Source organism: Neptuniibacter sp. QD37_11, assembly GCF_047778105.1.
Classification (GTDB): domain Bacteria; phylum Pseudomonadota; class Gammaproteobacteria; order Pseudomonadales; family Balneatricaceae; genus Neptuniibacter.
In genome coordinates this window covers 3,465,000-3,490,380 of record NZ_CP180552.1, presented here as the reverse complement: position 1 = coordinate 3,490,380, position 25,381 = coordinate 3,465,000, and the positions used below count along the sequence as shown (strand labels likewise).

Below are 25,381 nucleotides of genomic sequence, written 5' to 3'. Positions count from 1 at the left end.
CAGGCACAAATTACAGAGAGCCGTACTTCTTACGTAAACGCTGACGTACAACTTCCGCCACGGTGTTTACGAAGAAAGTGAACAAGAACAGTACGAACGCTGCTAGGAATAGAATACGGAAGTGGGTACTACCAACTTCAGATTCCGGCATCTCTACTGCAATGTTTGCAGCCAGAGTTCGCATACCCTCAAAGATATTCACGTCCATGATTGGCGTGTTACCAGTTGCCATCAGTACGATCATAGTTTCACCTACAGCACGGCCCATACCGATCATCACTGCAGAGAAAATACCTGGACTCGCTGTTGGCATTACTACGCGTACCAGTGTTTGCCATGGTGTAGCCCCCAGTGCTAAGGAACCGTAAGACAGGTGTTTTGGTACGGCGAAGATCGCATCTTCAGTGATAGAGAAGATCGTTGGGATAACCGCAAAGCCCATCGCGATACCTACTACTAGCGCGTTACGCTGGTCGTAAGGAATGCCTAGCTCTTGAGTTACCCAGTAACGCATCTCAGTACCGAACAACGCTTGCTCTAATCCTGGAGCGACCCAGAAGCTGAACATTGTTGCGATGATTACAACAGGGATCAGTAGCGCTGCGTCCCAGCCATCTGGCACTAAGTAGCGTAGTGTTTTAGGTGCACATGCCCATGCATAAGCGAACGCGATAATAGCCGCAGGTACGACCAGTAGGGTTACAAATATCCCCGCTAGGTTTACCTCCATAAATGGCGCTAACCACAGACCTGCTAGGAAGCCCAAAATTACCGTCGGTAGAGCTTCCATCAATTCGATGAAAGGTTTTACCTTACGGCGCATTGACGGCACCATGAAGTAAGCTGTGTAGATCGCACCACAGATCGCCAGCGGCGTACCTAGAAGCATTGCGTAGAACGCTGCTTTTAACGTACCGAATGCTAGTGGCATCAAGCTGTATTTAGGCTCGAAGTCGTTGGTAGAAGCGGAAGACTGCCATGTGTACTCTGGCTCTTGGTAACCTTCGTACCAAACTTTCTCCCACAGTGCGCTCCAAGAGATCTCTGGGTGTTCGTTGTGAACCGCCCAAAGCGCTAACTTACCATCCTGTTCAACCAACAATGCGTTAGAACGAGGTGATAGAGCGATCATATCTACATTGCCTTGAGCAACGGCAGCAGTAAGTGAATTACGTGATGCTGTTGTGCTGTAGAAATCGATAACGCCTTGGTCCGAAACCGTTACAAAACCTTTGCGGCGGTGCTCAATAGAGATGCTGCTGATAGGTGAAGTGCCGTTTTCGAAGCTGCGAATCTGGCGCATTAGCCATTCGCCTTTTTCGTTACGAACCAAGAACCACTGTGAAGTCACACCTTTATCATCAGAGATAAGTAGGGAGTTACCACCGATCAGTAGCTCAAAAGAGGTGATCTTGTTTTTGGTCGTCTCGATTAGCTGAGTAACTTTAGGGCCACCGTCTGCTTGCATATCAACGATGCCCAACTTGCCGCCTTCACCAGAGATCATCATCCAACGACGATCTGGCATCAGCAGTAGTTTCTCCGCTGGGATATTCATATTAGGAAGCGTAATGCGGTTAGTGTCCGCTTCTACTTCCTCAGTAATCAGGTTCTCGGTAAGGGAAACTTCAGTCGCAGCGATGTTTGCTGCCTGACCACCGATAAGTGTCCATTCTTCCTCTTCACCATTGATTGCAAGTAGCTCAAGTGGTGAATCGCTTACCTGAATCAGTTCAGAACCCAGTGGGTATTCCACTTCTGGCGTGATAACACGTACGCCATCAGGGTAAGTAGAACGGTATTTGTGTTTGAAGACCTGCGCCTGACCGTTGCTGTAACCCAAAGCGAAAATACCGCTATATTCAGAAGCTAGAGCAAAGCTGCTTACAGTTGCACCTTCTGGAATATTGGCAGTTTCTGTTTTGATTACGTCACCGTTGCGGCTGTTAAAGAACACCAGCTGACCTAGGTCGGTAACACGCAGAGCGATCTCTGTTTGTTCTTCCATTGTCAGATAAAGTGTCTTGCCGTCACCGGGAACAGTGTAAGGGGCAATTTCCTGTCCATTTTTCTGCCAAGGTTCAATGCTGGCAGATTCGAACAGCGGTGCTACTTCATAAAGTAGATAAAAGAAGATCAGAAGGATTGCAACAATAACGCTGATACCACCAAATGCGATACCACCTGAAGCAAGTTTATCCTTCAACGCACGTATGTTTCTGTGTCGCTTGGCCGACGCGGTATTAAAATCCAGGTCGGACGTTGCAGTGTTTTCTGTACTCATGGCACATAGGTCTCGGAAGTTTACTAAGAAGACGGCGCATACAATATGAAAAGTTTGTTACATCTGTATTACAGTGACTGTCATAAACGAAAAAAGGGGGCCAAAATGGCCCCCTTTTTCCTAAGATCAGATGATCAAGACATATTACATGCCTAGCGCTTTCATCTGCTTCTCTACAACTGCCGCTGGTAGTGGGATGTAGCCGTCTTTAACTACTACTTCCTGACCTACTTTAGACATAACCATTTTCAGGAACTCTTTCTCTAGAGGAGCTAGAGGCTGACCTGGCTTCTTGTTTACGTATACGTATAGAGAACGAGCTAGTGGGTACTTGCCGTTTAGCGCGTTTTCTGGAGTTGCTTCTACGAATGCGCCGCCATCTTTCTTAGTAAGAGGTAGTGCACGTACAGATGCAGTTTTGTAACCGATACCAGAGTAACCTAGTGCATTAAGAGAAGTAGATACAGACTGTACTACAGATGCAGAACCTGGCTGCTCGTTTACGTTGTTTTTGAAGTCGCCTTTACATAGAGCTTTCTTCTTGAAGTAGCCGTAAGTACCAGATACTGAGTTACGACCGAACAACTGGATGCTCTTGTCAGATAGGGAACCTGCTACACCAACATCACCCCAAGTTTTAGCGTCTGCAGCAGCGCCACACTTACGAGTAGAAGAGAAGATAGCGTCAACCTGGCTGATAGATAGACCTTCAACTGGGTTATCTTTGTGTACGAATACTGCTAGCGCATCGATTGCTACAGCAACAGGCGTTGGCTTGTAACCAAACTTCTTCTCGAATGCAGCGATCTCTTTGTCCTTCATCTTACGAGACATAGGACCGATGTTAGAAGTACCTTCAGTTAGCGCTGGTGGCGCAGTAGAAGAACCAGCCGCTTGAATCTGAATGTTAACGTTCGGGTAGTTACGTTTGAACTCTTCAGCCCAAAGCGTCATTAGGTTAGCTAGTGTGTCGGAACCTACAGAAGAAAGGTTACCAGAAACACCAGAAGCCTTAGAGTAAACTGGTAGGTTCTTGTCTAGCAGGTCAGATGCGTTTGCAGCTACACAAGTTGCAGAGATAGCAACAGCAGCAAGCAGCTTTTTCATTGGTTTCATGTATAGGCTCCAAAGAGTCTTAAAATTAGATATATGAGTTAAGATGCGAACACTATAATTTTCTTAAATGACAAAAGTGTGACACTTAGAAAAGAATTTTTACGTTGTACATATTCAGGGTATTAGCCTTTTGTATTAGAGTAAGCTTACTAATAAATACAAAATTCACAGTTTCTATCATTACCCTAAGGAGTGGGGATGGCAGTAAAGGAGGGGAAATCCCATGGAGCATGTCGAGGAAAATAGCCACCAGCCAGCAGGTGAATTAAGCCTACTTCTGCCGGCTTCAAGCGATGCCACCAATATGTTTGGCGATGTTTATGGTGGTTGGGTGTCCGCCAAAATCGTACAGGCAGCCGAAATTTATGCGGCTAAATTATCTAAAGGCCGAGTTTCTACCGTATCGGTCGGGCAGATGGCATTTCTATCACCAGTGCTAGAGGGAACTATTATGTCCTTCTACACTCAATTAATTGAAAGTGGCCGCAGTTCTTTGCGTATCCACGTAGAGGCTTGGGGCTGTTGCCCCGATGGCACCGAACTACGAAAAGTGACCGAAACCGAATGTGTGCAAGTAGCCATTGATGGCCACGGCCATATCCGTGATCTGGCGGTTGCCATATAAGCGGCTATAGTTACCTCTAAGATCAACCATAACAACAAGGATGTTAAATATGGCTCACGCAGATCCATTACCTATATACGAACAACTATCTAACACTGACAGTGTGATTGTGCAGGCAAATGATTTTGCTTTTCGCCGATCTTGCCTAGACGCGTATGAAGCGGCGTTAAAATTCTGCTTAGCAGAGTTGCACTTACCTAACTTACTGGATCAGGACTCGATGCACGCAGTTGAGCGCTATATCGCTCGACACTTCGCGGAGTTTTCGTTGGGTACACAGCAAGGCTTAAGTCAGGCGCCAGCCATTTGGCAGGCTTATCACAGCGCTTGGCCGCAACTGTCGACCTCAGAAAAGCAGGCCTTTGGCTTTACCGTTTTATCTTTAGTCTTTGGTGAAACGGTTGCTGCTGAAGCGGTCGGGTATGCAGGTACTTCTGCTCCGGCAACGTTGCAAGCCTTTGATATTGATGCCATGAGTCATGATGTTATTTATAACGGCATAGGTCAGACAGAACCGGATGGTAGCCTTTTAATAGACGAGAGCTAGTATCAATCGGGCCTTTGCTTAAACCAAGTGGAGGTGAGTGCTATGCCGGTATATCAAGGCAGTTGTCATTGCGGCAATGTTAGATTCAGTTTTCATGCCCCAGAGATTGTTGAAGGTGTGCGTTGTAACTGCTCTATCTGCCAGAAGAAAGGCGCAATGATGGGTAACTTTGTAGTCGACCCTAGCGACATCGATATTCAGGTATCGGATGATTCCTTGGCAACTTACGAGTTCGCGACCCATATCGCCAAACATCATTTTTGTAAGCAATGCGGTATCTACACTTTCCATCAAACCTTGCGTAAACCTGGTCATTACAGAGTGCATCTAGGCTGTGTCGATGGTGTAGATGTGTTGGCACTACCTTACGAACTGATTGATGGTGCTTCTTTGTAGCACTTTGTTAATGGTTTTATTTAGCCGAAGAACCAGTAACCCACAGTAATTGCGGCAATAATCCCGGCTAGATCTGCAGTAAGACCACAAGCGATAGCATGACGGGTATGGCGAATACCAACCGCACCAAAATAAACTGCCAGTACATAGAAGGTCGTTTCAGTTGAACCTTGGACAACCGAGGCTAGGTAAGCTGCGAAAGAATCAACACCATGGGTGCTCATGGTTTCCAACATCATGGCGCGTGCGCCAGAGCCGGAAAATGGCTTCATAATCGCAGTGGGCAGTGCATCAACAAAGCGGGTATCGGCGCCAACGCTGGCAAAGCCTTCACGTAGTAACCAGATAAACCCCTCTAACGCGCCACTTTCCCTGAGTACGCCAATCGCCACCAGCATGGCGAGCAGATAAGGGATAATTTTAATCGCGACTTCAAATCCCTCTTTGGCGCCATCAATAAAGGTTTCGTAGATATTCACCCCTTTAAAGTGGGCGATACAGAGAAAGCCAATAATCGCTGAGAAGATCATTAAGTTACCCACCAGCGATGATTGCCGTTGTAGCTCATCGATCGTTAGTGTCGTGAAATAGCCGATAAAAGCGAGTAATAGTGCAACAAATCCGCCGATATAGAGCAGAGTGACTCTTTCCCATAAACGGATCTTCTGCACAAAACTCACCGCCAATAAGCCAGCAAGTGTCGAGCAACAGGTCGCAATTAGAATAGGGATAAAGACCGACGTAGGGTCACTTGCCCCTTGTTGCGATCGATAGAGAAACACGGTGATCGGGAATAGCGTTACCGAGGAGGTGTTCAGTACCAGAAACAAAATCTGGGCATTAGTCGCGGTATCTTTATGTGGATTTAAGCTCTGCAGATCACGCATTGCCTTCAAACCTAGAGGCGTAGCGGCGTTATCTAAACCTAGAACATTGGCCGAGAGGTTCATAGTCATAGAGCCCATAGCTGGGTGACCTTTTGGCACTTCTGGCATCAAACGGCAGAAAAGTGGACTTATCCCCCGTGCAAACTTATCCACAAGGCCAGAACTTTCCGCCAGCTTCATGATGCCCAGCCAAAAGGCGAGGGTACCGATCAAACCGATGGATAACTCTACCGATAGCTTCGACATATCAAAGGTGGACTGAACCAAACGCTGGAATACTGCGGAATCATCTAGCCAGAGCCACTGATAGAGGGCTGCGCTAAAAGCGATTAGAAAAAAACTTAGCCAGATGCGATGAAGCATAAAAACCTTTTTAAATTTATCGCAATATCAGGGAGTTAAGTGGAACCATTAAAAACAAGAATATTCTATTCACAGGCATAAAAACAGAAAAAGAAAATTTTGTTGTACATTTTTTGATCTGTCCTTCAAGAACCTCCGTAGCACTGATTACGATGCACTTAAGCAAAATCTCATTAAGGCAGTAGAGGGCCTGCTTAAGGAATAAACGCGAGGAGAAGAACAATGAAAATTATAAAAACACTGGCCTGCTTTCTACTAGCTATACCATTAATGGCGACCGCAGGTTCCTACTCAATGAAGAAAGATATTGTCGATGTCGCTGCGGGTAATGAGAGTTTCTCTACCTTAGTGACGGCGCTGAAAGCTGCTGATCTAGTCGGTGCCCTCCAAGGTGATGGCCCCTATACTGTATTTGCGCCGACTAATGAAGCGTTCGCCAAACTGCCGGAAGAAACTTTGGCTAACCTGCTAAAGCCTGAGAACAAAAAAGACCTACAAGCGGTACTTACCTACCACGTAGTAGCCGGCAAAGTGGATGCAAAAACGGCTATGGGTTTAAGTGCAGCGCCATCCCTACAAGGTGAAAATATCGCGATTAGCTTAGCTGGCGGTAATGTGATGATCAATCAGGCGACTGTAGTTGCGGCTGATGTGGATGCAAGCAACGGTATTATCCACGTGATCGACACAGTGATTTTACCTCCATCGCTTCAGCAAGCGGCTGAGATCAATCGTATGACTGAAGATAACCCAACCGCTGCGGGTGCTAATCAGCAAACATTTAATATGAATTGGGAAAAGATTCAGAATCCGACTCTGAATTAAGTTATGTCTTAGTTCTGCGAGATAATAAGCCCTGATTATTCAGGGCTTTAATCGTTTTAAGCGCTTTGATCGTTTTAAGGACTTAGGTTTTTTACCAACCCAACCAACTGGCTGATTCTGGCATTGCTCAGTTGACGATAATCCAAATAAGGGCAGACGATCACTTTGTTGTCTGTATCTATCGCAAAGTACGGATCTAACCAAAGCAAGTTTTCTAGACCGAGTTCTTGGGCATAGGTTTTACCGGCAATGATATGGATACGATTTGGCTCTGATAGATTTGGCTTTGAAAACAGCAAGGCCATTGGGCTTTCTGCCTGATACAGCGACTGATCGCGCAACATCTGCCAAGTCTTAAACTCTACGTCGCTTTGTAGCTCAAACAGAAACTTAGCGCTGACATTAAAAATTTTGCGCCAATGATTACCGGTTTGATCCGCAATATGTTTGATCTCACCCGAGGTAAGTGGGCGAAGATGATCGAGAGTGGGGTAAGGCTCAATCGTTGGTCGATTGGCTATATAGATCGCGATCTCAAACCCTTGAGTGCCGAATCCGACAGTCATACAGGTTTAGTGACGCTTTTCGATTTCGTTCCTTAAAATCGCATCAGCATCCAAAGAGCTGATCGCCACCGTTTCATTCGTTGGGATATCGCCTGACAGTTGCAACGCCAGGTAGCGCATACAACAAACTCGTAGAAATGAAGTGAAGTTACCTAAGTCATGACCGGCATCGATCGATTCGTGATAGAGGCGGGTCAGCATCTGCGGAATATTTAGATCATCCCGTTCTGCGATCGCTGTCAGGGTCGTCCAAAAATAGTTTTCCAGACGTACGCTGGTAACCATACCGTCAATACGGATTGAGCGGGTGCTGCTTTTCCAAAGTTCTGGTTCGGCATTAATAAACAGTTTGCACATAGCTCTCTCCACTGATTTGACTATATAGGTAGCGACAAACTGCTTTCGGGTTCAGGTTTGGGGAGAAAGCAGCTTGCGCTAATTCTATTACATAGTTAGCAAAACCATAAACTGTGCTAACCAAGCAGGGTGTGCTGGCCATGCAGGGGCAGTGACTAGATTGCCATCAGTCACGGCTGCATCCAGAGGAATATCTGTGTATGTGCCACCAGATTGATTGATCTCTGGCGCGCATGCCGGGTATGCAGAGCAAGACTTACCTTCTAGAACGCCCGCAGCAGATAGCAATTGCGCACCGTGGCAGATTGCAGCGACGGGCTTGTTCTCTTTGAAGAAGTGGCGCACCATCTCGATCACTTCTTGGTTTAAACGTAGATATTCTGGTGCTCGACCACCTGGGATTACCAGTGCGTCATAATCTTCAACATTAATATCTGCGAACGTCGCGTTTAGAGTGAAGTTGTGGCCGCGTTTTTCAGTGTAGGTTTGGTCACCTTCGAAGTCGTGAATCGCTGTTGCAACCGTATCGCCGCTTACTTTCTCTGGGCATACCGCATCCACATGATGGCCAACCGTTAATAGGGTTTGGAACGGCACCATCGTTTCATAATCTTCGGTGAAATCACCGGTAATCATCAGAATCTTTTTGCTTTGCATTGTATTGGGCTCCCTTGTTTGGGCTTTTTATTTGAATGGCTGCTCAATACTTATCAAGGTAACAGGGCTTGGTTTGGGATAGGTATTAGCTGAATACTACATGGTGAAAAAGTGACCAATACTTTTGTTGCATGGGAATTGTTAAGCTAGCAGTCCTTGTTTAAATTCGACGAACTTAAACTCGATTGCCGATGGATGCTTTAGGCTGGTTTAGATGCAAAAGATTAAACACACCTTTTTTGAGAACAAGCGCCTAGCTGCTCTTGGGATTGAGCCGATTTCGTTCTCAGATCTCTACCAGAAGTTGCCGACTGTGCCTGAGCGTTTAGAGTTTTATATGCTGATTCTAGTGACCAAGGGGCATGGACAGCATTGCATCGACTTTATCGATTATGACTTGAGGCCGGGCACTTTGTTGTTTGTGCGGCCTGGTCAGGTTCAGGAATGGCAGGATTACTGTGATTTACAGGCAGAGGTCGTGCTGATTGATCCCGCAGCTCTACCGAATGATGAGCGGGTAAAATCTAAAGGCGTGGATCTGTTGGCTTTGCAAGATTGGCAAAATTGCACGCTACTAACCGAGCTTTTACAGGAGGATATTCTACAATCGATTTCACGCTTAAAGCGTGATTTTGAAGGGTTTGATGGTTCAGAGTTAGATATCTCACTTCTGCGAAATGAACTATTGAACCTGCTACTCCGCTTAGCGCGTTGGCAAAAGAAGGTCAGAGTTACCGATCAGGTTACAAGCCGATCCCGCAAAACCTATCAATTGTTTATCGATCTATTGGAGCAAGAGTACCGGACCGAGCATAGCCTGCGTTTCTACGCTGAAAAGCTCGGTTACGCCCAGAGCACTTTAAGTCGCGCTTGCATTCAGGTGGAGGGTTATAGCGCTAAGGTGGTGATTGATCGTCGTGTCGCTTTGGAAGCCAGACGTATGTTGGTGCATAGCTCAGCTTCTGTTGCAGAGGTAGGTTACTGGTTAGGCTTTAGTGAAGCTACTAACTTTGTAAAATTCTTTCGCCGCATGGTGGGCGTTACGCCGCAATTATTCAGGGAGCGGCGTTCGGAACTGCGGCGCTAATAGCGTTATGTTGGTTTAAATATTTCTTCACAATTTGATCACGGCGGCCACTACTAATCAGATTATCAATCGATTTATTGATTGGTTTTACCAAGTCTATACGAGCACGATGTATACGGATGTGTAAACTCGCTTCATCATGTATAGGGCCTGCTTCTAAGTATTTTTTTTGCGCTGAGGCATTAAAAATATCCTCGTTAACTATGCCAACGTCAGCTCGGCCTAAAGCCAGGGCGCGCATCAAGGTTGCTTCATTCTGAAAGTTGACCTTTTCTCCAAAATGTTCAGATCCTCGATAATCGAAGCCTCGGACAGTGGCGATAAGTTTATCGGATAGCTGCGAAAGCTTGTTTATCTCAAAGGACTTGCCTTTAGGAAAAATAAACATGTCTTTGGTCCAGTAAAATTGTTTACTAAAAACTTGGACCTCTTGCTCTCTCGGGCGTGCACGCCAAGCGGGGTTTGCACAGCAAGCTAAATGATAGAGCTGATTTTCAAAACCTATGCGGCGTCGCATAGGAGGTACTGGTAATAGCTGAGGTTTTAGACCTGCCCCTATTAGTATTTCTCTGAATAGGTCAGGATATATTCCGTGGGCTTGGCCATTCTTGATGATTGATAAGGGTGAACGATCCTGATCATAGATAGGCACTGTGATTACTTCAGCTGCTTTAGCAAAGGTGCAAGATATGATTAGGGCAGCGAAGACACTCCAGAGTTTATACATATCCCCTCCGTCACCTTAAAAATCTGAACGGTTTAAGTATAAGGTGACTTTTGGGAATTGGCCTTCTTTGCCTAGGAAATAGGCTTGGAAATCATTGGTGCTTATAACGGCGTTAGATTGGCAAAGCCAACCACCAGCCACTTACTACCTTCGTAATCGAAATTAACCTGTACTCTGGCCTTAGGCCCCGAACCTTCAAAGTTAAGTACAGTGCCATCACCAAATTTGCTGTGCATAACACGTTGACCCAGGGCAAGGTTGGTTTCTGGTACATCGCTGCTGCTAAGAGAGCTACTACCAAATAAGCTACTGCCTTGGTTATCGTTATGGCGGCTGGTCATGGGGCGGCTAACGCTAGCGTTAAGGCGAACCTCTTCCATCAAGTCGTTTGGAATTTCACCAATAAAGCGCGATGGTCGGTTGTAGTTATCTTGTCCATGCAGACGACGGGATTCAGCGTAAGTGATAAACAGCTTCTGCATCGCACGGGTGATACCTACATAGCAGAGGCGACGTTCTTCCTCTAAACGGCCCGGCTCTTCCACAGACATCTTATGCGGAAACAAGCCTTCTTCTACACCGGCTAGGAACACCTGAGGGAATTCCAGACCTTTTGCAGAGTGAAGGGTCATTAGCTGCACACTGTCTTGGTAATCATCTGCTTGCGCATCACCGGCATCCAGCGCTGCCTGGTCTAAGAATGCCGCAAGTGGGGAGTTAAATTCCTCATCCAGAAACTCATCCCATTGGCTGTTAAACTGCTTCGCTGCAGTGACCAGTTCTTCCAAGTTTTCTATACGGGATTGAGCTTTTTCGCCTTTCTCTTTTTTGTGGTGCTCGATCAGGCCTGAGTGTTGTATAACGTGCTCAGTCTGTTCGTGTAGCAGAGTGTCTTCGGTATCTTGTGCCATCTGATTGATCAGATCTAAGAAAGCTTGCAGGGCATTAGATGCACGCGCTGGTAGCTTTTTCAGTTCCACAATTTCGTTGGATGCGCGCCACATAGAGATCGCTTGGCTACGAGCATGCTCACGGATAATTTCGATGGTACGTGTGCCTATACCGCGTGTTGGTACATTGATTACACGCTCCATCGAGGTGTCATCGTCGCGGTTGCTTAGCAGGCGCATATAGGACAGCGCGTTTTTGATCTCAAGGCGCTCATAGAAACGTTGGCCACCGTAAATACGGTACGGCACGCCACTGCGAATCAAGGCTTCCTCAAGCACTCGGGACTGGGCGTTAGAGCGGTACAGAATCGCGCACTCTTTACGGAGGTTGCCCTCTTGTACCCATTTTCCGATTTGATCGACGATAAAGCGTGCTTCGTCTTGCTCGTTAAAGGCTGCATAGAGCGAGATCGGCTCGCCTTCACCAGAATCAGTATGCAGCTCTTTACCTAAACGACCTTGGTTGTTGCGAATGACTTCGTTGGCTGCACGCAGAATCGTTTCTGTAGAACGGTAGTTTTGTTCTAGCTTGATCGTTTCTGTACCCGGGAAGTGAACCGGTAGGTTCTGGATATTTTCGATCTTCGCGCCACGCCAGCCGTAGATCGACTGGTCATCATCGCCTACGGCCATCAATTTCTTCTGACCGCCACAAAGTAGTTGCAGCCAACCATACTGAATGGTGTTGGTATCTTGGAACTCGTCCACAAGAATGTAGCGGAAACGCTCTTGATAGTGCTCTAGTAGGGCTGGGTTCTTATCACGGAACAGCTCTAGGGAACGTAGCAAAAGCTCGCCAAAGTCGATCATGCCGCCACGTTCGCAGGCTTGCTCGTAAGCTTCGTATACTGCCAGCATCTGGCGATCATTCAGATCATGACGCGGTTCGATATGTTTAGCGCGTAGGCCATTATCTTTCTTATCGTTGATGTACCACTGGAATTGGCGAGCCGGCCAGCGCTTATCATCCAGATTCATCTCTTTGGCTAAACGTTTAATCAGACGCAGCTGATCATCGCTGTCCATAATCTGGAAGTTTTCAGGTAAACCAGCATCCTGCCAGTGAGCACGCAGTATACGGTGGGCTAAACCGTGGAAGGTACCGACCCACATGCCTTGAGGATTGATGCCTAACAGCTCCTCAATACGGCCGCGCATCTCTTTTGCAGCTTTGTTGGTGAACGTAACCGCCATAATAGAGTAGGGCGACATTCCTTCTGTCTGAATCAACCAAGCAATTCGGTGTACCAATACGCGGGTTTTACCAGAGCCTGCGCCGGCTAAAACCAGTAAGTTTTGTACCGGAGCGGTTACAGCATTGCGTTGGGCATCGTTCAGAGAATCGATAATGTGAGTTACGTCCATAGCGGCTTTCTGTTCACTGTATAAATAATCAGTGGCTGATTATAGCGGGTGTTAGCAAAAGAGGGCAGTGTTGATTTACTAAGACTCCTTAGGAGCCTTAGTATAAGAAGCCTGCTATTTGGGAAGCTGACTTGGATTGTTACGGCGATAGATCAGGATCTGTTTTAGCTCTTCAGGATCTTTCAGCTTCTGTTCGCTGTTTTCATCCAACCACGGGATTAAACGAGATAGCCAGAATCGCATCGCGGCAGTACACGTCAGCACTGGCCAAGCTTTGTATTCATCCTGAGTGAAAGGACGCGCTTTTGCGTAGGCTTTTAGCAATGCCTGCTCTCGTTCGCTATCAATCGAGCCATCAGGACGGCAACACCAATCATTAGCCACGATCGCCAGATCAAACAGCAGATAGGCGGTTGCGGCGTTATAAAGATCTAAAACGGCACTGACCTCAGTCCCTTGGAATAGGACATTATCGTGGAATAGATCACCATGAATCGTGCCGGCTTTGATATCACCTGGCTGCTCGCGAAGTTGATCAAAACGCGCTACTTCTTCCTGTAGCAGAGTCTGATCATTTTTAGGCAATTTACTACGAATGAGTTCGCTCTCTCTACGCCACCAAAACACACCTCGGTGTGCTTGGCGTTCAAGATAGAAGTTTTCTGTTGCAACGTGGAACTCGCCTAAGACTTTACCGATGGCAGCACAGTGCTCAGGTGTGAGTTCTTGCTGACCCACATGCTCACCAAAGAACCTTGGTTGTAGCGCAGCAGGTTTCTTTTTCAGTTGTTTTAGGCCGATTCCGTTTCGATCCTGAATAGCAAAAGGTACAGCGATATCTCGCTGTGATAGCCATTGGCATAGCTCGACAAAGTAGGGAAGCTCTTCGTAGCTAAGCTCTTCAAACAAAGTGAGTACATACTCCGTCTCAATCCCTTCATTTTTCAGGGTGACAAAGTAGTTGGTATTTTCGATACCACCATCAATACCTTTGTAACTGACTAACTCTCCCAGATCATAATCTTTAAGGAATGCAGTTAGGTCAGTGTCATTAAGTTGCGTATATACAGCCAAGCGCTTTACTCACTTCGTAAATTTGAATTCGTTTGTTCCAGCGGATTTACCAACGGAACAGTACCCATTTAGGGATCAGCATTTGTGATTCTTCATGGCGAATAAATGAGCCTTCACCTGGCGCTGGAACCAGATAGTATTCTTTACCGTTTTTAGGCACGACCTTAATTTCCTGAAGCTGACCATTTACGCGGTACTCGTAATAGGTTTTATCTTCTTCGTGGAAGATTGTGATCTGTGGTTCGTTCTCATCAACCAGCGGTGGGACTTCGGCATAAGCTACAGGTGTCACTGCAAGTAGTGCTGCTAATAGTAGCTTTTTCATTATTCTTTCCTCTTTCATGGCAAGATTTCTTTTGGCAAATGAGCATATCGACTATGATCGGGTTTTTGAAGAATAACCAACCCGGATTTCCTGATGAGCGAACAGCAGCAAGCCAACTCCTCTCCTTTAATTTTAGTCGACGGTTCCTCTTATTTATACCGTGCTTTTTTTGCTTCACAACAGGCTGACCTGCGAAATTCTGCGGGAATCCCAACAGGAGCGATCCGAGTTGTTACTTCAATGCTGAAAAGCTTGATCAAACAGTATCCAGAAAGCCCTATTGCGGTGATCTTTGATGCTAAAGGTAAAACATTCCGTGATGAGATCTACAGCGATTATAAAGCCCAGCGTCCACCGATGCCGGATGATTTACGTAGTCAGGTAGAGCCGATCCACAACATCGTCAAAGCTTTGGGTATGCCGCTTATCGTAGAACCGGGTGTAGAAGCGGATGATGTCATCGGTACGATGGCGCGTGAAGCCAGCGCTCAAGGGATCGATACCCTGATCTCCACAGGCGATAAGGATATGGCGCAGCTGGTGGATCAACACGTAACGCTGATCAACACTATGACTGACACCATCATGGATATTGAAGGTGTAAAAGAGAAGTTTGGTATTCCGCCAGAGCTGATCATCGATTACTTGGCATTGATGGGCGATAAGGTCGATAACATCCCAGGCGTTCCGGGCGTGGGTGAAAAAACGGCTTTGGCTTTGCTTCAAGGTATCGGCGGTATTAAAGATCTATACGAAAACCTAGATAAAATTGCTGATCTTGGTTTCCGTGGTTCGAAAACTATGGCGAAGAAACTAGAAGATAACCGCGAAGAAGCGGATCTATCTTACCTACTGGCAACGATTAAAACCGACGTTGAGCTGCATGAAAAAGTCGAAGAGATCGTTAAGCCAGAGCCAAATAAAGATCAGTTAATTGAGTTATACAAAGAATTTGAATTCAAGACTTGGGTGCGTGAGCTGGAATCTGGTGAGAGCGGTGCTGCAATCGCTGCTGATCCATCGGAGCCATCTACTCCAGAAGCACCTAAAGATGTTGAATACACAACAGTGCTTACAGAATCCGATCTAGATGGCTGGATTGAAAAGTTATCCACAGCCGAACTTTTTGCCTTCGATACAGAAACGACCAGTCTCAACTATATGGAAGCTGAGCTGGTGGGTGTTTCCTTTGCGGTAGAGCCGGGCAAAGCTGCTTATGTGCCTGTTGCGCATGATTACATGGGCGCGCCAGAGCAAATCAGCCGTGATGTTCTTTTGACTAAGCTGAAACCACTGCTAGAAAGCGAAGATCACAAAAAGATCGGTCAGCATATTAAATACGATATGAACGTGTTGGCTCGTTACGATATCGATCTAAAAGGTGTGGCGTTCGATACTATGCTGGAATCCTACGTGCTGAACTCCACGGCAACGCGCCACGATATGGATAGCTTGGCTGATCGTTATCTGGGTGTGAAAACGGTTAAGTTCGAAGAGATCGCCGGCAAAGGTAAAAAGCAGCTGACCTTCAACCAGATCGAACTAGAACAAGCAGCGCCTTATGCTGCGGAAGATGCGGATATCACCCTGCGTCTACATCAAGCGATCGATAGTCAGCTAAGCCAAGATGAAACGCTAAGCAAAGTTTTCAATGAGATCGAAAAACCGTTGATTCCAGTACTGTCACGTATCGAGCGTAACGGTGCTTTGGTTGATGCATCAATGCTCGGTGAACAAAGTATCGAACTGGCTGCACGTATGGTGGAACTGGAGCGCGAAGCTTACGATATTGCTGGGAAAGAGTTTAATCTGGCGTCACCAAAGCAGCTGCAGCAGATTCTATTTGAAGAGCTTAGTATCCCGGTGATTAAGAAGACACCAAAAGGTGCACCATCGACTGCCGAGGAAGTGCTTCAAGAGTTGGCACTAGAATATCCTCTGCCTAAGTTGATTCTTGAACACCGTAGCTTGAGCAAGCTTAAATCAACTTACACCGATAAGCTTCCGCTAATGATTAGTCCAAGTACTGGGCGCATTCATACCTCTTACCATCAAGCGGTGACAGCGACAGGGCGTCTATCTTCGACTGATCCAAACCTGCAGAATATTCCGGTACGTACTCAGGAAGGCCGCCGTATTCGTCACGCCTTTATCGCTCCAGAAGGCTACACGGTTGTGGCTGCCGATTACTCGCAGATCGAACTGCGAATTATGGCGCACCTGTCTCAGGACCAAGGTTTACTGGATGCTTTCTCTAAAGGAGCCGATATTCACCGTGCGACAGCGGCAGAAGTTTTCAAAGTTGAACTCGATCAGGTATCTGATGATCAGCGTCGCAGTGCTAAAGCGATCAACTTCGGTTTGATTTACGGTATGTCTGCGTTTGGTCTAGCGAAGCAATTAGGTATCGCCCGTAAAGATGCCGCGCAGTATATCGAGCATTATTTCGAGACTTATCCAGGTGTGCAGCATTATATGGATGATATACGTACTAAAGCGCAGGAGCAGGGTTACGTTGAAACTCTATTCGGTCGTCGTTTGTACCTGCCAGAGATTAAAGCGAAAAACGCGATGCGCCGTCAGGCTGCTGAACGTACCGCGATCAATGCGCCAATGCAGGGTACAGCTGCAGATATTATTAAACGCGCGATGGTGGCGGTCGATGCTTGGTTAGCCGAGTCAGATTTTGATGTCCGCATGATCATGCAGGTACACGATGAATTGGTCTTTGAAGTACGTGAAGATCAGGTAGATGCCTTCGTTGCTGAAGTGAAAGCTCAGATGGCGGGTGCTGCTGATCTAGATGTGCCGCTGCTAGTTGAAGCTGGTGTCGGTGAGAACTGGGAACAGGCTCACTAAGTTCAGAAAATATTTTTGAATGTTTTTTGAACAAAAGGGAACTTTTCAAAATATAGAGAGTCAACAGCCTTAAGAGTCACTTACACATTCATCGTGCCATGGCTGTGGCTCTTTACAACAAGCATGCGTTAAAGCCCTGAGAAATTGACAGTTCCCCTTCCTAAGTTTCCCAGGGCTTTCTTTTGTTATTCGCCTTCAAATGCCTCTTCGAAATCATCTTCCGGCAGTAACCATAGATCCAAACGCTGTCTGAGTTGATCGACATTTTGTTTCTTCAGTGCAGAGAAGGTTTGCACAGTCACTAGATCGCCTAGAACGGCAGTTAGTTCCTTGCGAATCTTCAACATAGTCGACTGAGCTGGGCCTTTTTTCAGCTTATCGGATTTGGTTAGAAGTACATGTAGCGGCATCTCAGTACTGAGGCACCAATCAACCATCATCTGATCGAACTCTTTCATTGGATGGCGAATATCCATTACAAGCACAACGCCTTGTAGGCATTGGCGCTTTTGTAGGTACTCTTCCAAGTGTTGCTGCCAATGCTGCTTCATTGCGACAGGTACTTTGGCGTAGCCATAACCTGGCAAATCGACAATACGCACGCCTTCGATATTTAGATCGAAGAAGTTAATCAATTGGGTACGGCCTGGCGTTTTCGATGTACGTGCCAATTTGTTGTTATTGGTCAGCGTATTGATCGCACTCGATTTACCTGCATTTGAGCGGCCTGCGAAAGCGACTTCTGCGCCTATATCCGCCGGACACTGGTGTAATTTTGCCGCACTCTTATTAAATTTTGCGGTGTTGTAGTGAACGGTTTTTTGATCTGAAGACATATTTTTAAGTCGCTTTTTAAGAAATCGCTACTAAAGGAACAGAGATTGCCGTTCCAGTTTGTGTGGATATTGGTTTATAATTGCGCCAATTTTACCTGCGAACAGGCCTAAGCTCTAGTCTGCAGGGAAGTGAGGATAACATCGGTCAACGCTTAATGACTCATCATTACGCCTATGGCCGTCTAATTTTAATAGCAAGAGTCTGGGTTCATCGATGAATAAACTACTGATTAGCTTGCTGGTGACCGTTGGTATCACTGGTGTAGCTCACGCAGCGGGTGATGCTGCTAAAGGTAAAGGAATGACTGCAATGTGTGCTGCTTGTCACGGTGCTGACGGTAACAGTGCAATCGCAAACTTCCCTAAGCTAGCAGGTCAGAACGAAAAATATCTGATCAAACAGCTTCAAGATATCAAATCTGGTAAGCGTACAGTTGTAGAAATGACTGGTCTTCTAAACTCTTACAGCGACCAGGACATTGCTGATATCTCTGCTTACTTTGCTAAGCAGACTGGTACAGTAGGCCACGCTGCTAAAGACCTTGTTGAACAGGGTCAGAAAATCTACCGCGCAGGTATCGCAGATAAAGGCGTTGCTGCTTGTACAGCTTGTCACGCACCAACAGGTGAAGGTAACAGCCAAGCAGGCTTCCCAGGTATCGGCGGCCAGCACGCTGCATACACTGAAAAGCAGCTAAAAGATTTTGCTAAAGGCGCACGTAACAACGATCCACAGCAGATGATGCAGGATATTGCGGCTAAGCTTAGCGATGACGAAATCAAAGCGGTTTCTAGCTACATTCAAGGTCTGGGCAAGTAAGTTCAGCTTGGATTCAATAAAGGCAGCTTAGGCTGCCTTTTTTGTACGTGGTAGGAACTTAGGTTTCATTTTATTGTCTACCACCCGGTCCTATTGTTTTCGGAGCAAAGAATAATGAAAAAGTTTGGGTTGATGTTAGTGGCGTTACTTCTGCCGTTTATGGCACAGGCTGAAGAGTTTAAAGAAGGTGTTCACTACGCCAAAGTTCCTGTAGCAAGCACTATGCAGGAAAAGAGCAAAATTGAAGTTATCGAAATGTTCGGATACCCATGCCCTCATTGTAATAACTTTGAGCCATTGATTAAGCATTGGGAAAAGAACAAAAGTGAAGACGTGAAATTTGTTCGTACCCCAGTTGCGTGGAATCCTCGTTGGGAACAAATGGCGCGTGCGTTTTATGCGTCTGAATTTATGAAAACGCTGGATAAAACTCACGAAGCGACTTTTCACGCGATTCATGTAGAACGTCGTCGTTTTATAGATAAAGACGATTTTGCTGATTATTACGGTAACCTAGGCGTTGATACAGGTAAATTCCAAAGCTTATTCAACTCCTTTGCGGTAGAAACTAAGATCCGCCAAGGCCGTAAGCAGCTAGAAAACTACGGTATCAAAGGTGTGCCTGCGATGGTTGTGAATGGTAAATATCATGTCACAGCAGGTATGGCGGGTGGCCATAAGAAGATGCTTGAAGTCGTTGATTTCCTTGTTGAGAAAGAGCGCTCCGCTGCGAAGTAAATAAAATATGCAAAGAAAAACGCCCTCTAGAGGGCGTTTTTTTATATCTGATTGATATCAGACCTAGTGCGAAGAACAGAGTTCGACTAACATGAAGTCTGACTGATGTTGATGTTGTGTACTCCGAGGAACTGGTGTGGCAGAAGAACAGGTAGACTGGAAGAAAAAATACCGAGAGCTGACTCTAGAATTTGAGCGGTTTGAGCGAAAAAGTGTTGATACTGAACAGCAGTTACGCCAGTTAGCCGGTTATATGTCTATCGGTTTAGAAGGTGATAATCCACAATTTGATGCTGAACTCGCAGCATTGAAACCACTACTTAATGAGCAGTGCACAGAGCATCTCGGCTTTTTACAAAAAATCAGTCGCCGTATTGAAAAACAAGTTCAACATCGTGAAGACCTTCGCGGAAAAACTGCCAAGCAAACAGTTGCTGCCCTTCTTAAGTGGATTCGCATGCTACGCACTCAAGTGCAAAATAGCGGTTCACAAAACCTGCTGGATTCCCTAGAGCGTCGCAGTAATGAAGTTGAAGCGAAAGGTTACGAACTACCTGCTGTTCTAGCTGATCTGATTGAGCTACAAAGCCATATCGAAACGGGAACAGAAGAGAGTGCAGAGATCAGTGACAGCGACTTCTCTCTAGACACGACTGCTTCAACAGATGCGCTGGGCGATGAAGTTAAATTACTCTTAAAACGTATTGGCGCTGAGCTTTTAGAGCTGATTAGCGGCTTGTACGTGCCTAAAGAGGAAAACCCCAATGCGCGTAAGTTGGTGAAACGCATCGAAGATGGCTTTGAGTTACCGCATCTGCCGGAGATCGTTCATCAAGTTGTGCAGCTGGTTATCAAATCAACCAGCAATACCAGTGAAGATTTCGAGAACTACCTGTTGGAACTCAGCACGCGCTTAACTGAGGTTCAAACTTTTGTGGTTGATAGCCGCCAGGAGCAGCAAGAGATAGGTCAGAACCAACGTGATCTTGATATCCAAGTTCGACGTGACGTTAAAAAGCTGCACCACACGGTCAAGAATACCAATGATATTACAGACCTGAAAAAGGCGGTTTCACTGCAACTTTCAGGTCTAGTTCGTGCTATGGATAGCTTCAAAAAGAAAGAAGAAGAGCGCGAACAGCGATTGCAAGGTCGTTATGAAGACCTGATCGATAAAGTTGAATTGATGGAGCAGGAAACACGTAAGGTCAAAGCGCATATGGAAGAGGAGCGCTTACGTGCACGCACAGACCCTCTTACAGGCTTACCAAACCGCGCTGCCTATGATGAACACATTGATCAGGAATATGAGCGTTGGTCGCGTTACCGTACATTATTCTCTGTAGTTGTCGGCGACTTGGATTTCTTTAAGAAAATCAACGATACCTACGGGCATTTAGCCGGTGATAAAGTACTACGTTTGGTAGCAAAAGTTATCACTAAGAATATCCGCGTAACTGACTTTGTTGGTCGTTACGGTGGTGAAGAGTTTATTATTATCCTTCCTTCTACTGGCGCAGAAGAGGCCTCGCAGGCAATGGAAAAATTGCGAGAATCTTTAGCCAGCAGCCCATTTAATTTCCATGGCAAGCCCGTGGGGATTACAATGTCGTTCGGCGTAACAGAAATCAAAGAGGGTGATTCTCTTGATGATGTCTTTACCCGTGCTGATGAAGCATTGTATCAAGCCAAAGAAGATGGCCGTAACTTAGTCAGAACTAAGTAACGTCACTACTTATCTATTAATTTTTAGCAACAAGGTTTCCCTGCTGTGAAACGTCTATCGCGAATTCTGAAGATTGTTCAGGTTTTTGCTCGGTATCGATTGGATACTCTATTTTTGGGTTTAGCCCTTCCTTGGTATGTTCGATGCCTGTTTTGGTTATTGCCTTGGCGTTTATTTATTCCAGCAAAGCAACCGCAAGCGGTACGTGTTCGTTTAGCGTTAGAAGCATTGGGTCCAGTTTTTGTTAAATTCGGTCAGATGTTATCCACCCGCCGAGATCTATTGCCGGATGATCTGGCAGAAGAACTGAAAAAACTGCAAGATCGTGTGCCGCCGTTCTCTGGACCGCAAGCACAAGGATTGATTGAAAAAGCACTGGAAAAGCCAGTTTTAGAGCTATTTGCTGAGTTTGAGGTAGAGCCTATGGCGTCTGCTTCGGTTGCTCAGGTTCACAAAGCGACCATGCTTGATGGCAGCGAAGTGGTCGTTAAAGTTATTCGACCGGGCATTGGTAAGACTATCCGTAAGGATGTGGACCTTCTCTTCAGCTTGGCGCGCCTTGTTCATGTGGTTTGGGAAGAGGGACGCCGCCTGCGCCCAGTAGAGGTGGTTTCTGAGTATGAGCAGACAATCTTCGACGAGTTGGATCTTCGGAAAGAGGCGGCTAATGGCTCGCAGTTAAGACGTAACTTTGAAAACAGCGATATTCTTTATATCCCGGAAATTTACTGGGATTACACGCGTTCTAATGTACTCGTAATGGAACGCATTCACGGTATTCCGGTTGCTGAAGTTGATCAGTTGAATGAACAGAATACCGATATGAAAGCGCTGGCAGAACGCGGCGTAGAGATCTTCTTTACTCAGGTATTCCGAGACAGTTTTTTTCATGCGGATATGCACCCAGGTAATATCTTTGTCTCTCGCAATAACCCAAGTTCACCACAATATATCGCGGTAGATTTTGGGATTATTGGCTCGCTTACCCCGGAAGATCAAAGCTATCTAGCCCGCAACTTTCTTGCTTTCTTCAAACGTGACTACCGAATGGTAGCGCAATTACACGTTGATTCAGGCTGGGTGCCTGCAGACACAAATGTTGATGCATTTGAAACGGCTATTCGTAGTGTGTGTGAGCCGATCTTTGAAAAGCCGTTAAAAGATATCTCTTTCGGACAGGTGCTTTTAGGTTTGTTCCAAACTGCGCGTCGTTTCAATATGGAAGTGCAGCCACAACTAGTACTTCTACAGAAAACGCTTCTTAATATCGAAGGCTTAGGTCGACAGCTGTATCCAGATCTAGATTTGTGGGAAACAGGTAAGCCGTTTTTAGAGAATTGGATGAAAGAGCGGATGGGGCCAAAAGGTGTTTATCGTTCGATTAAACAGCAAGCACCTGATTGGCTAGAGAAAATGCCGCATATGCCGCAACTAATTTTTGATTCTCTAAACCAGATCCGGAATTTAGATAGCGCACGTCAGCGCGATATTAGAGCTTATCAACAAGCAAAAGAAACCTTAGAAAGCAAAGCTTCTAGAAGACGAAATCTAGGGTTGATACTCATTGCGGGTGCTATAGCTGTTGCTAATCCAGATGTAATGGAATGGCTATGCGATTTGCCTACCAGTAGTTGGATTTTGGCAGGTGTCGGAATAGTACTATTGTTGAAACGTTCATGATCCTCCTTTAGGAGGGGATGGTGGAAGCAATATTGATCGGGTATGCTTCCGCACGTAAGTTAGTCTTAATTGAAAGTGAGTGAATAAATGAGTGACGTATTAACTCAGCTGGGTGAAGTTCTGGAACAGCGTAAATCAGCAGCCCCAGATAGTTCATATGTATCTAGCTTACACGCTAAGGGCTTGAATAAGATCTTAGAGAAGGTCGGTGAAGAAGCAACAGAAACAATTCTGGCTGCTAAAGACGCGCAGACCAGCGGTGACAATAAAGATGTCATTTATGAAACAGCCGATCTTTGGTTTCACAGCTTAGTTGCATTGTCGCACCTAGGTGAAGAACCGCAGGCAGTCTTAGATGAATTGGCACGTAGATTCGATCTATCGGGCCTAGAAGAAAAAGCGTCTCGCACTAAAAAATAAATACAGATCCTAAGGCGTTCTCAAAACGTGTAACGTGGATCATTCCAACAGATTTCTATGATGGCAGTTAAAAGAGCTGCTATGTGATAGCGGAGAGTAAAAATGGGTTTAGGTGGTATCAGTATTTGGCAGCTATTGATTATTTTGGCCATTATTATTCTGATTTTTGGTACTAAAAAATTCAAAAACATCGGGAGCGATCTAGGTGGTGCTGTTAAAGGCTTCAAAAAAGCCATGACAGAAGAAGAAAAAGCCAAAGAAGAAGCTGAAAACAAACAGATCAAACAGGAAGACGCTGATTTTACTGAGGCTAAAAAAGCTGACGACGTAAAAGCTGAACAGAAGTCTGACAAATAACAGGCTTTAACTATGTTTGATATCGGTTTTACCGAGCTGCTCATTGTTGCAGTGGTTGCATTGGTTGTTCTTGGACCAGATAAATTGCCTACTGCTGTAAGGACCGTCGGAATGTGGATGGGGCGTATAAAGCGTACTGTCTCATCTATACAGACGGAAATTAGCGAAGAGCTAAGAGTAGAAGAGTTAAAACGTACAACGGCTATTCAGAAACACGAGTTAGAAAAAGAACTTAATGAGATGCGTCAGCCGTTCAACGATGCATTAAAAGAAGAAGTTCCAGTTAGCTCTAAGATTGTTCCGCCAGAAGCAACAGAAGAAAAGCCTCAATCTGCGAATGAGCCTAGCAAGGCTGATGACAATAGCAGTACAGGAAAAGCATGAGCAATCCGCAGCCTGAACACGATCAGGAACAGCCATTAATTAGCCATCTGGTTGAGTTACGCCAGAGGCTAATGTTTATCCTACTTATTATTTTGGGTTTCTTTCTTGGCTTATTTTATTTTGCCAATGATCTGTATACCTATCTTTCATCGCCATTAACTGCATTGTTGCCATCGGGCACAAGCATGATTGCGACAGATGTAACTTCTCCATTCTTTGCGCCCTTTAAGCTAACGCTTTTCGCCGCAATCTTTTTGGCGATGCCATTTGTATTGCACCAAATATGGGGCTTTATCGCGCCAGGCCTATATAAGCATGAAAAGCGCTTTGCGATACCATTGTTAATATCGAGTATCTTTCTATTTTATGCCGGTATCGCATTTGCCTACTTTGTTGTGTTTCCGCTTATCTTTGGTTTCTTTACCAGCGTTGGGCCAGAAAATGTTGCGGTAATGACGGATATCAGCAGCTACCTGAATTTCGTACTAAAGCTTTTCTTTGCATTTGGTATCGTTTTTGAAATACCGATTGCTACTCTGCTACTGATTTGGTCTGGTGCTGCAACTGTTGCTGGTCTGAGACAAAAGCGTGCATATGTAATCGTTGGTTGTTTCGTCTTAGGGATGTTGTTAACGCCGCCAGATGTGATTTCACAAAGCTTGTTGGCTGTGCCAATGTGGCTGCTGTTTGAAACGGGCATCATCTTAGGTGTGATCTTTGTAAGAAAGAATACTGATGATGAAGAACTGTCTGATGAATTCGCTGCTGCAGAAGAAGAGCAAGAAGAAAATAGTAAATAGTAAATAGTAGTTGAGAGCTAGATAGTTATTATAAAAACGGTGTTTATTGAGAGGTAAGCACCGTTTTTTTATGTCCGTAGAGTATTTAGCGATCAACGCTGTATAACTAATAAACAATATTGAATATTTATTCACTTTTTGCGCTTTTTTTAAGATTGGGTGTTGACCCTTTTTCAGATGTCTGTAGAATTCGCCGTCCTTGCTTAGGGAGGCCGCTTTTAAAGGGGCTGCAGAGCTGAGTGAGGTGCTTAGTAAGTGATTGAAAACATTGGTTTTTAAGATTTCTTACGGAGCAGGATTCAAAGTCCGGTTGCTGAGTAAAAGCTTTTTACAAAATTGCAAAATAAACGGTTGACTTTGAATGAGCGCACAGTAGAATATGCGCCTCGCTTGAGACGAAACGCTGAGTCAGCGGAGAGTCAAAAAAGCAACGCTCTTTAACAATTTGATCAGATAATTCGTGTGGGCGCTTGTTGAGAAGAAGCAAACTTTTTCTAGACAAGCAACCAAGTGAATTCATTTAAAGCGATTTACAAAGGTTTAACGTTCTTAAGAATGTTATCCGGTTGTTTAGTACTAGAGCCCGTTACCACATTCCTGGTAACACAAA

Annotated in this window: 25 protein-coding genes; 14 read left to right on the top strand and 11 right to left on the bottom strand. The window is 45.6% G+C overall.

What is annotated here, in order from left to right; genetic code table 11:
- Positions 1 to 10 precede the first annotated feature (10 nt).
- Complete coding sequence (locus tag ACMXYT_RS16515; RefSeq protein WP_415899548.1) at positions 11 to 2,284, bottom strand: ABC transporter permease subunit; 2,274 nt, start codon at positions 2,282 to 2,284, stop codon at positions 11 to 13.
- A gap of 144 nt (positions 2,285 to 2,428) precedes the next feature.
- Complete coding sequence (locus tag ACMXYT_RS16510; protein WP_415892862.1) at positions 2,429 to 3,400, bottom strand: PstS family phosphate ABC transporter substrate-binding protein; 972 nt, start codon at positions 3,398 to 3,400, stop codon at positions 2,429 to 2,431.
- 223 nt (positions 3,401 to 3,623) lie between these two features.
- Between ACMXYT_RS16510 and ACMXYT_RS16505 the strand changes: the two genes are divergently transcribed.
- From ACMXYT_RS16505 to ACMXYT_RS16495, 3 genes are read left to right on the top strand one after another with little or no spacing between them, the layout of a single operon-like run.
- Positions 3,624 to 4,025: an acyl-CoA thioesterase gene (locus tag ACMXYT_RS16505; RefSeq protein WP_415892861.1), complete on the top strand. Its 402-nt coding sequence runs from the start codon at positions 3,624 to 3,626 to the stop codon at positions 4,023 to 4,025.
- A 49-nt stretch (positions 4,026 to 4,074) separates the two neighbouring features.
- The gene (locus tag ACMXYT_RS16500; protein WP_415899547.1) at positions 4,075 to 4,572 is read left to right on the top strand and encodes a hypothetical protein; all 498 of its coding nucleotides are present in this window, start codon (positions 4,075 to 4,077) and stop codon (positions 4,570 to 4,572) included.
- 42 nt (positions 4,573 to 4,614) lie between these two features.
- Positions 4,615 to 4,968, top strand: a complete 354-nt coding sequence (locus ACMXYT_RS16495; protein WP_415882884.1) for a GFA family protein — start codon at positions 4,615 to 4,617, stop codon at positions 4,966 to 4,968.
- Positions 4,969 to 4,988: 20 nt separating this feature from the next.
- Here ACMXYT_RS16495 and ACMXYT_RS16490 read toward each other — a convergent pair whose 3' ends face one another.
- On the bottom strand, positions 4,989 to 6,218 hold the full coding sequence (locus tag ACMXYT_RS16490) for a nucleoside recognition domain-containing protein (protein ID WP_415899546.1): 1,230 nt from the start codon (positions 6,216 to 6,218) through the stop codon (positions 4,989 to 4,991).
- A gap of 222 nt (positions 6,219 to 6,440) precedes the next feature.
- Between ACMXYT_RS16490 and ACMXYT_RS16485 the strand changes: the two genes are divergently transcribed.
- Positions 6,441 to 7,043, top strand: coding sequence for a fasciclin domain-containing protein (locus tag ACMXYT_RS16485; protein WP_415911694.1), 603 nt, complete (start codon positions 6,441 to 6,443; stop codon positions 7,041 to 7,043).
- Positions 7,044 to 7,117: 74 nt separating this feature from the next.
- Here ACMXYT_RS16485 and ACMXYT_RS16480 read toward each other — a convergent pair whose 3' ends face one another.
- The 3 genes from ACMXYT_RS16480 to ACMXYT_RS16470 form a co-directional block, all read right to left on the bottom strand.
- On the bottom strand, positions 7,118 to 7,609 hold the full coding sequence (locus tag ACMXYT_RS16480; RefSeq protein ID WP_415899544.1) for a DUF6942 family protein: 492 nt from the start codon (positions 7,607 to 7,609) through the stop codon (positions 7,118 to 7,120).
- 6 nt (positions 7,610 to 7,615) lie between these two features.
- Positions 7,616 to 7,966 carry a ribbon-helix-helix domain-containing protein gene (locus ACMXYT_RS16475; protein WP_415899543.1) on the bottom strand — a complete coding sequence of 117 codons (351 nt, stop codon included), beginning with the start codon at positions 7,964 to 7,966 and terminating at the stop codon, positions 7,616 to 7,618.
- 87 nt (positions 7,967 to 8,053) lie between these two features.
- Positions 8,054 to 8,623 (bottom strand): DJ-1/PfpI family protein, encoded by a 570-nt coding sequence (locus tag ACMXYT_RS16470; RefSeq protein WP_415889663.1) that lies wholly within the window; start codon positions 8,621 to 8,623, stop codon positions 8,054 to 8,056.
- Between the two features lie 214 nt (positions 8,624 to 8,837).
- Between ACMXYT_RS16470 and ACMXYT_RS16465 the strand changes: the two genes are divergently transcribed.
- A complete protein-coding gene (locus ACMXYT_RS16465) occupies positions 8,838 to 9,710 on the top strand; it encodes an AraC family transcriptional regulator (protein ID WP_415899542.1) in 873 nt (290 codons plus the stop codon).
- Here ACMXYT_RS16465 and ACMXYT_RS16460 read toward each other — a convergent pair.
- The 4 genes from ACMXYT_RS16460 to ACMXYT_RS16445 form a co-directional block, all read right to left on the bottom strand.
- Positions 9,679 to 10,362: a substrate-binding periplasmic protein gene (locus tag ACMXYT_RS16460; protein WP_415911693.1), complete on the bottom strand. Its 684-nt coding sequence runs from the start codon at positions 10,360 to 10,362 to the stop codon at positions 9,679 to 9,681. The genes ACMXYT_RS16465 and ACMXYT_RS16460 overlap by 32 nt on opposite strands.
- Positions 10,363 to 10,538: 176 nt before the next feature.
- Positions 10,539 to 12,752, bottom strand: coding sequence for a DNA helicase II (gene uvrD, locus ACMXYT_RS16455; RefSeq protein ID WP_415899540.1), 2,214 nt, complete (start codon positions 12,750 to 12,752; stop codon positions 10,539 to 10,541).
- Between the two features lie 114 nt (positions 12,753 to 12,866).
- Positions 12,867 to 13,826, bottom strand: a complete 960-nt coding sequence (locus tag ACMXYT_RS16450; protein ID WP_415904710.1) for a homoserine kinase — start codon at positions 13,824 to 13,826, stop codon at positions 12,867 to 12,869.
- 46 nt (positions 13,827 to 13,872) lie between these two features.
- Complete coding sequence (locus ACMXYT_RS16445) at positions 13,873 to 14,151, bottom strand: DUF2782 domain-containing protein (RefSeq protein ID WP_415899538.1); 279 nt, start codon at positions 14,149 to 14,151, stop codon at positions 13,873 to 13,875.
- 93 nt (positions 14,152 to 14,244) lie between these two features.
- Here ACMXYT_RS16445 and polA point away from each other — a divergent pair, with 93 nt between their 5' ends.
- Positions 14,245 to 17,010, top strand: coding sequence for a DNA polymerase I (polA, locus tag ACMXYT_RS16440; protein WP_415911692.1), 2,766 nt, complete (start codon positions 14,245 to 14,247; stop codon positions 17,008 to 17,010).
- 185 nt (positions 17,011 to 17,195) lie between these two features.
- Here polA and yihA read toward each other — a convergent pair whose 3' ends face one another.
- Entirely contained in the window at positions 17,196 to 17,846 is a 651-nt protein-coding gene (yihA, locus tag ACMXYT_RS16435) for a ribosome biogenesis GTP-binding protein YihA/YsxC (protein WP_415911691.1), read from the bottom strand.
- A gap of 214 nt (positions 17,847 to 18,060) precedes the next feature.
- On the opposite strand from yihA, the gene ACMXYT_RS16430 reads away from it, so the two are divergent.
- The 8 genes from ACMXYT_RS16430 to tatC all read left to right on the top strand — a co-directional run bounded on the left by ACMXYT_RS16430 (position 18,061) and on the right by tatC (position 24,771).
- Positions 18,061 to 18,666, top strand: a complete 606-nt coding sequence (locus ACMXYT_RS16430) for a c-type cytochrome (RefSeq protein ID WP_415882867.1) — start codon at positions 18,061 to 18,063, stop codon at positions 18,664 to 18,666.
- A 114-nt stretch (positions 18,667 to 18,780) separates the two neighbouring features.
- The gene (locus ACMXYT_RS16425) at positions 18,781 to 19,404 is read left to right on the top strand and encodes a thiol:disulfide interchange protein DsbA/DsbL (protein ID WP_415899534.1); all 624 of its coding nucleotides are present in this window, start codon (positions 18,781 to 18,783) and stop codon (positions 19,402 to 19,404) included.
- A 136-nt stretch (positions 19,405 to 19,540) separates the two neighbouring features.
- Positions 19,541 to 21,130, top strand: a complete 1,590-nt coding sequence (locus ACMXYT_RS16420; protein ID WP_415911690.1) for a GGDEF domain-containing protein — start codon at positions 19,541 to 19,543, stop codon at positions 21,128 to 21,130.
- Between the two features lie 45 nt (positions 21,131 to 21,175).
- Complete coding sequence (ubiB, locus tag ACMXYT_RS16415) at positions 21,176 to 22,810, top strand: ubiquinone biosynthesis regulatory protein kinase UbiB (protein WP_415899532.1); 1,635 nt, start codon at positions 21,176 to 21,178, stop codon at positions 22,808 to 22,810.
- An 87-nt stretch (positions 22,811 to 22,897) separates the two neighbouring features.
- The gene (locus ACMXYT_RS16410) at positions 22,898 to 23,230 is read left to right on the top strand and encodes a phosphoribosyl-ATP diphosphatase (RefSeq protein ID WP_415882863.1); all 333 of its coding nucleotides are present in this window, start codon (positions 22,898 to 22,900) and stop codon (positions 23,228 to 23,230) included.
- A gap of 102 nt (positions 23,231 to 23,332) precedes the next feature.
- A complete protein-coding gene (tatA, locus tag ACMXYT_RS16405; RefSeq protein ID WP_415882862.1) occupies positions 23,333 to 23,587 on the top strand; it encodes a Sec-independent protein translocase subunit TatA in 255 nt (84 codons plus the stop codon).
- A gap of 12 nt (positions 23,588 to 23,599) precedes the next feature.
- Complete coding sequence (tatB, locus tag ACMXYT_RS16400; protein WP_415899531.1) at positions 23,600 to 23,971, top strand: Sec-independent protein translocase protein TatB; 372 nt, start codon at positions 23,600 to 23,602, stop codon at positions 23,969 to 23,971.
- Positions 23,968 to 24,771 carry a twin-arginine translocase subunit TatC gene (gene tatC / locus ACMXYT_RS16395; RefSeq protein WP_415899530.1) on the top strand — a complete coding sequence of 268 codons (804 nt, stop codon included), beginning with the start codon at positions 23,968 to 23,970 and terminating at the stop codon, positions 24,769 to 24,771. Before tatB ends, tatC begins: the two co-directional genes overlap by 4 nt.
- Positions 24,772 to 25,381 lie beyond the last annotated feature (610 nt).

Bases quoted from the DNA above. Each gene is read 5' to 3' on its own strand.
- ACMXYT_RS16515 (WP_415899548.1), bottom strand. From the start codon at position 2,284: ATGAGTACAGAAAACACTGCAACGTCCGACCTGGATTTTAATACCGCG.
- ACMXYT_RS16510 (WP_415892862.1), bottom strand. From the start codon at position 3,400: ATGAAACCAATGAAAAAGCTGCTTGCTGCTGTTGCTATCTCTGCAACT.
- ACMXYT_RS16505 (WP_415892861.1), top strand. From the start codon at position 3,624: ATGGAGCATGTCGAGGAAAATAGCCACCAGCCAGCAGGTGAATTAAGC.
- ACMXYT_RS16500 (WP_415899547.1), top strand. From the start codon at position 4,075: ATGGCTCACGCAGATCCATTACCTATATACGAACAACTATCTAACACT.
- ACMXYT_RS16495 (WP_415882884.1), top strand. From the start codon at position 4,615: ATGCCGGTATATCAAGGCAGTTGTCATTGCGGCAATGTTAGATTCAGT.
- ACMXYT_RS16490 (WP_415899546.1), bottom strand. From the start codon at position 6,218: ATGCTTCATCGCATCTGGCTAAGTTTTTTTCTAATCGCTTTTAGCGCA.
- ACMXYT_RS16485 (WP_415911694.1), top strand. From the start codon at position 6,441: ATGAAAATTATAAAAACACTGGCCTGCTTTCTACTAGCTATACCATTA.
- ACMXYT_RS16480 (WP_415899544.1), bottom strand. From the start codon at position 7,609: ATGACTGTCGGATTCGGCACTCAAGGGTTTGAGATCGCGATCTATATA.
- ACMXYT_RS16475 (WP_415899543.1), bottom strand. From the start codon at position 7,966: ATGTGCAAACTGTTTATTAATGCCGAACCAGAACTTTGGAAAAGCAGC.
- ACMXYT_RS16470 (WP_415889663.1), bottom strand. From the start codon at position 8,623: ATGCAAAGCAAAAAGATTCTGATGATTACCGGTGATTTCACCGAAGAT.
- ACMXYT_RS16465 (WP_415899542.1), top strand. From the start codon at position 8,838: ATGCAAAAGATTAAACACACCTTTTTTGAGAACAAGCGCCTAGCTGCT.
- uvrD (WP_415899540.1), bottom strand. From the start codon at position 12,752: ATGGACGTAACTCACATTATCGATTCTCTGAACGATGCCCAACGCAAT.
- ACMXYT_RS16445 (WP_415899538.1), bottom strand. From the start codon at position 14,151: ATGAAAAAGCTACTATTAGCAGCACTACTTGCAGTGACACCTGTAGCT.
- polA (WP_415911692.1), top strand. From the start codon at position 14,245: ATGAGCGAACAGCAGCAAGCCAACTCCTCTCCTTTAATTTTAGTCGAC.
- yihA (WP_415911691.1), bottom strand. From the start codon at position 17,846: ATGTCTTCAGATCAAAAAACCGTTCACTACAACACCGCAAAATTTAAT.
- ACMXYT_RS16430 (WP_415882867.1), top strand. From the start codon at position 18,061: ATGAATAAACTACTGATTAGCTTGCTGGTGACCGTTGGTATCACTGGT.
- ACMXYT_RS16425 (WP_415899534.1), top strand. From the start codon at position 18,781: ATGAAAAAGTTTGGGTTGATGTTAGTGGCGTTACTTCTGCCGTTTATG.
- ACMXYT_RS16410 (WP_415882863.1), top strand. From the start codon at position 22,898: ATGAGTGACGTATTAACTCAGCTGGGTGAAGTTCTGGAACAGCGTAAA.
- tatA (WP_415882862.1), top strand. From the start codon at position 23,333: ATGGGTTTAGGTGGTATCAGTATTTGGCAGCTATTGATTATTTTGGCC.
- tatB (WP_415899531.1), top strand. From the start codon at position 23,600: ATGTTTGATATCGGTTTTACCGAGCTGCTCATTGTTGCAGTGGTTGCA.
- tatC (WP_415899530.1), top strand. From the start codon at position 23,968: ATGAGCAATCCGCAGCCTGAACACGATCAGGAACAGCCATTAATTAGC.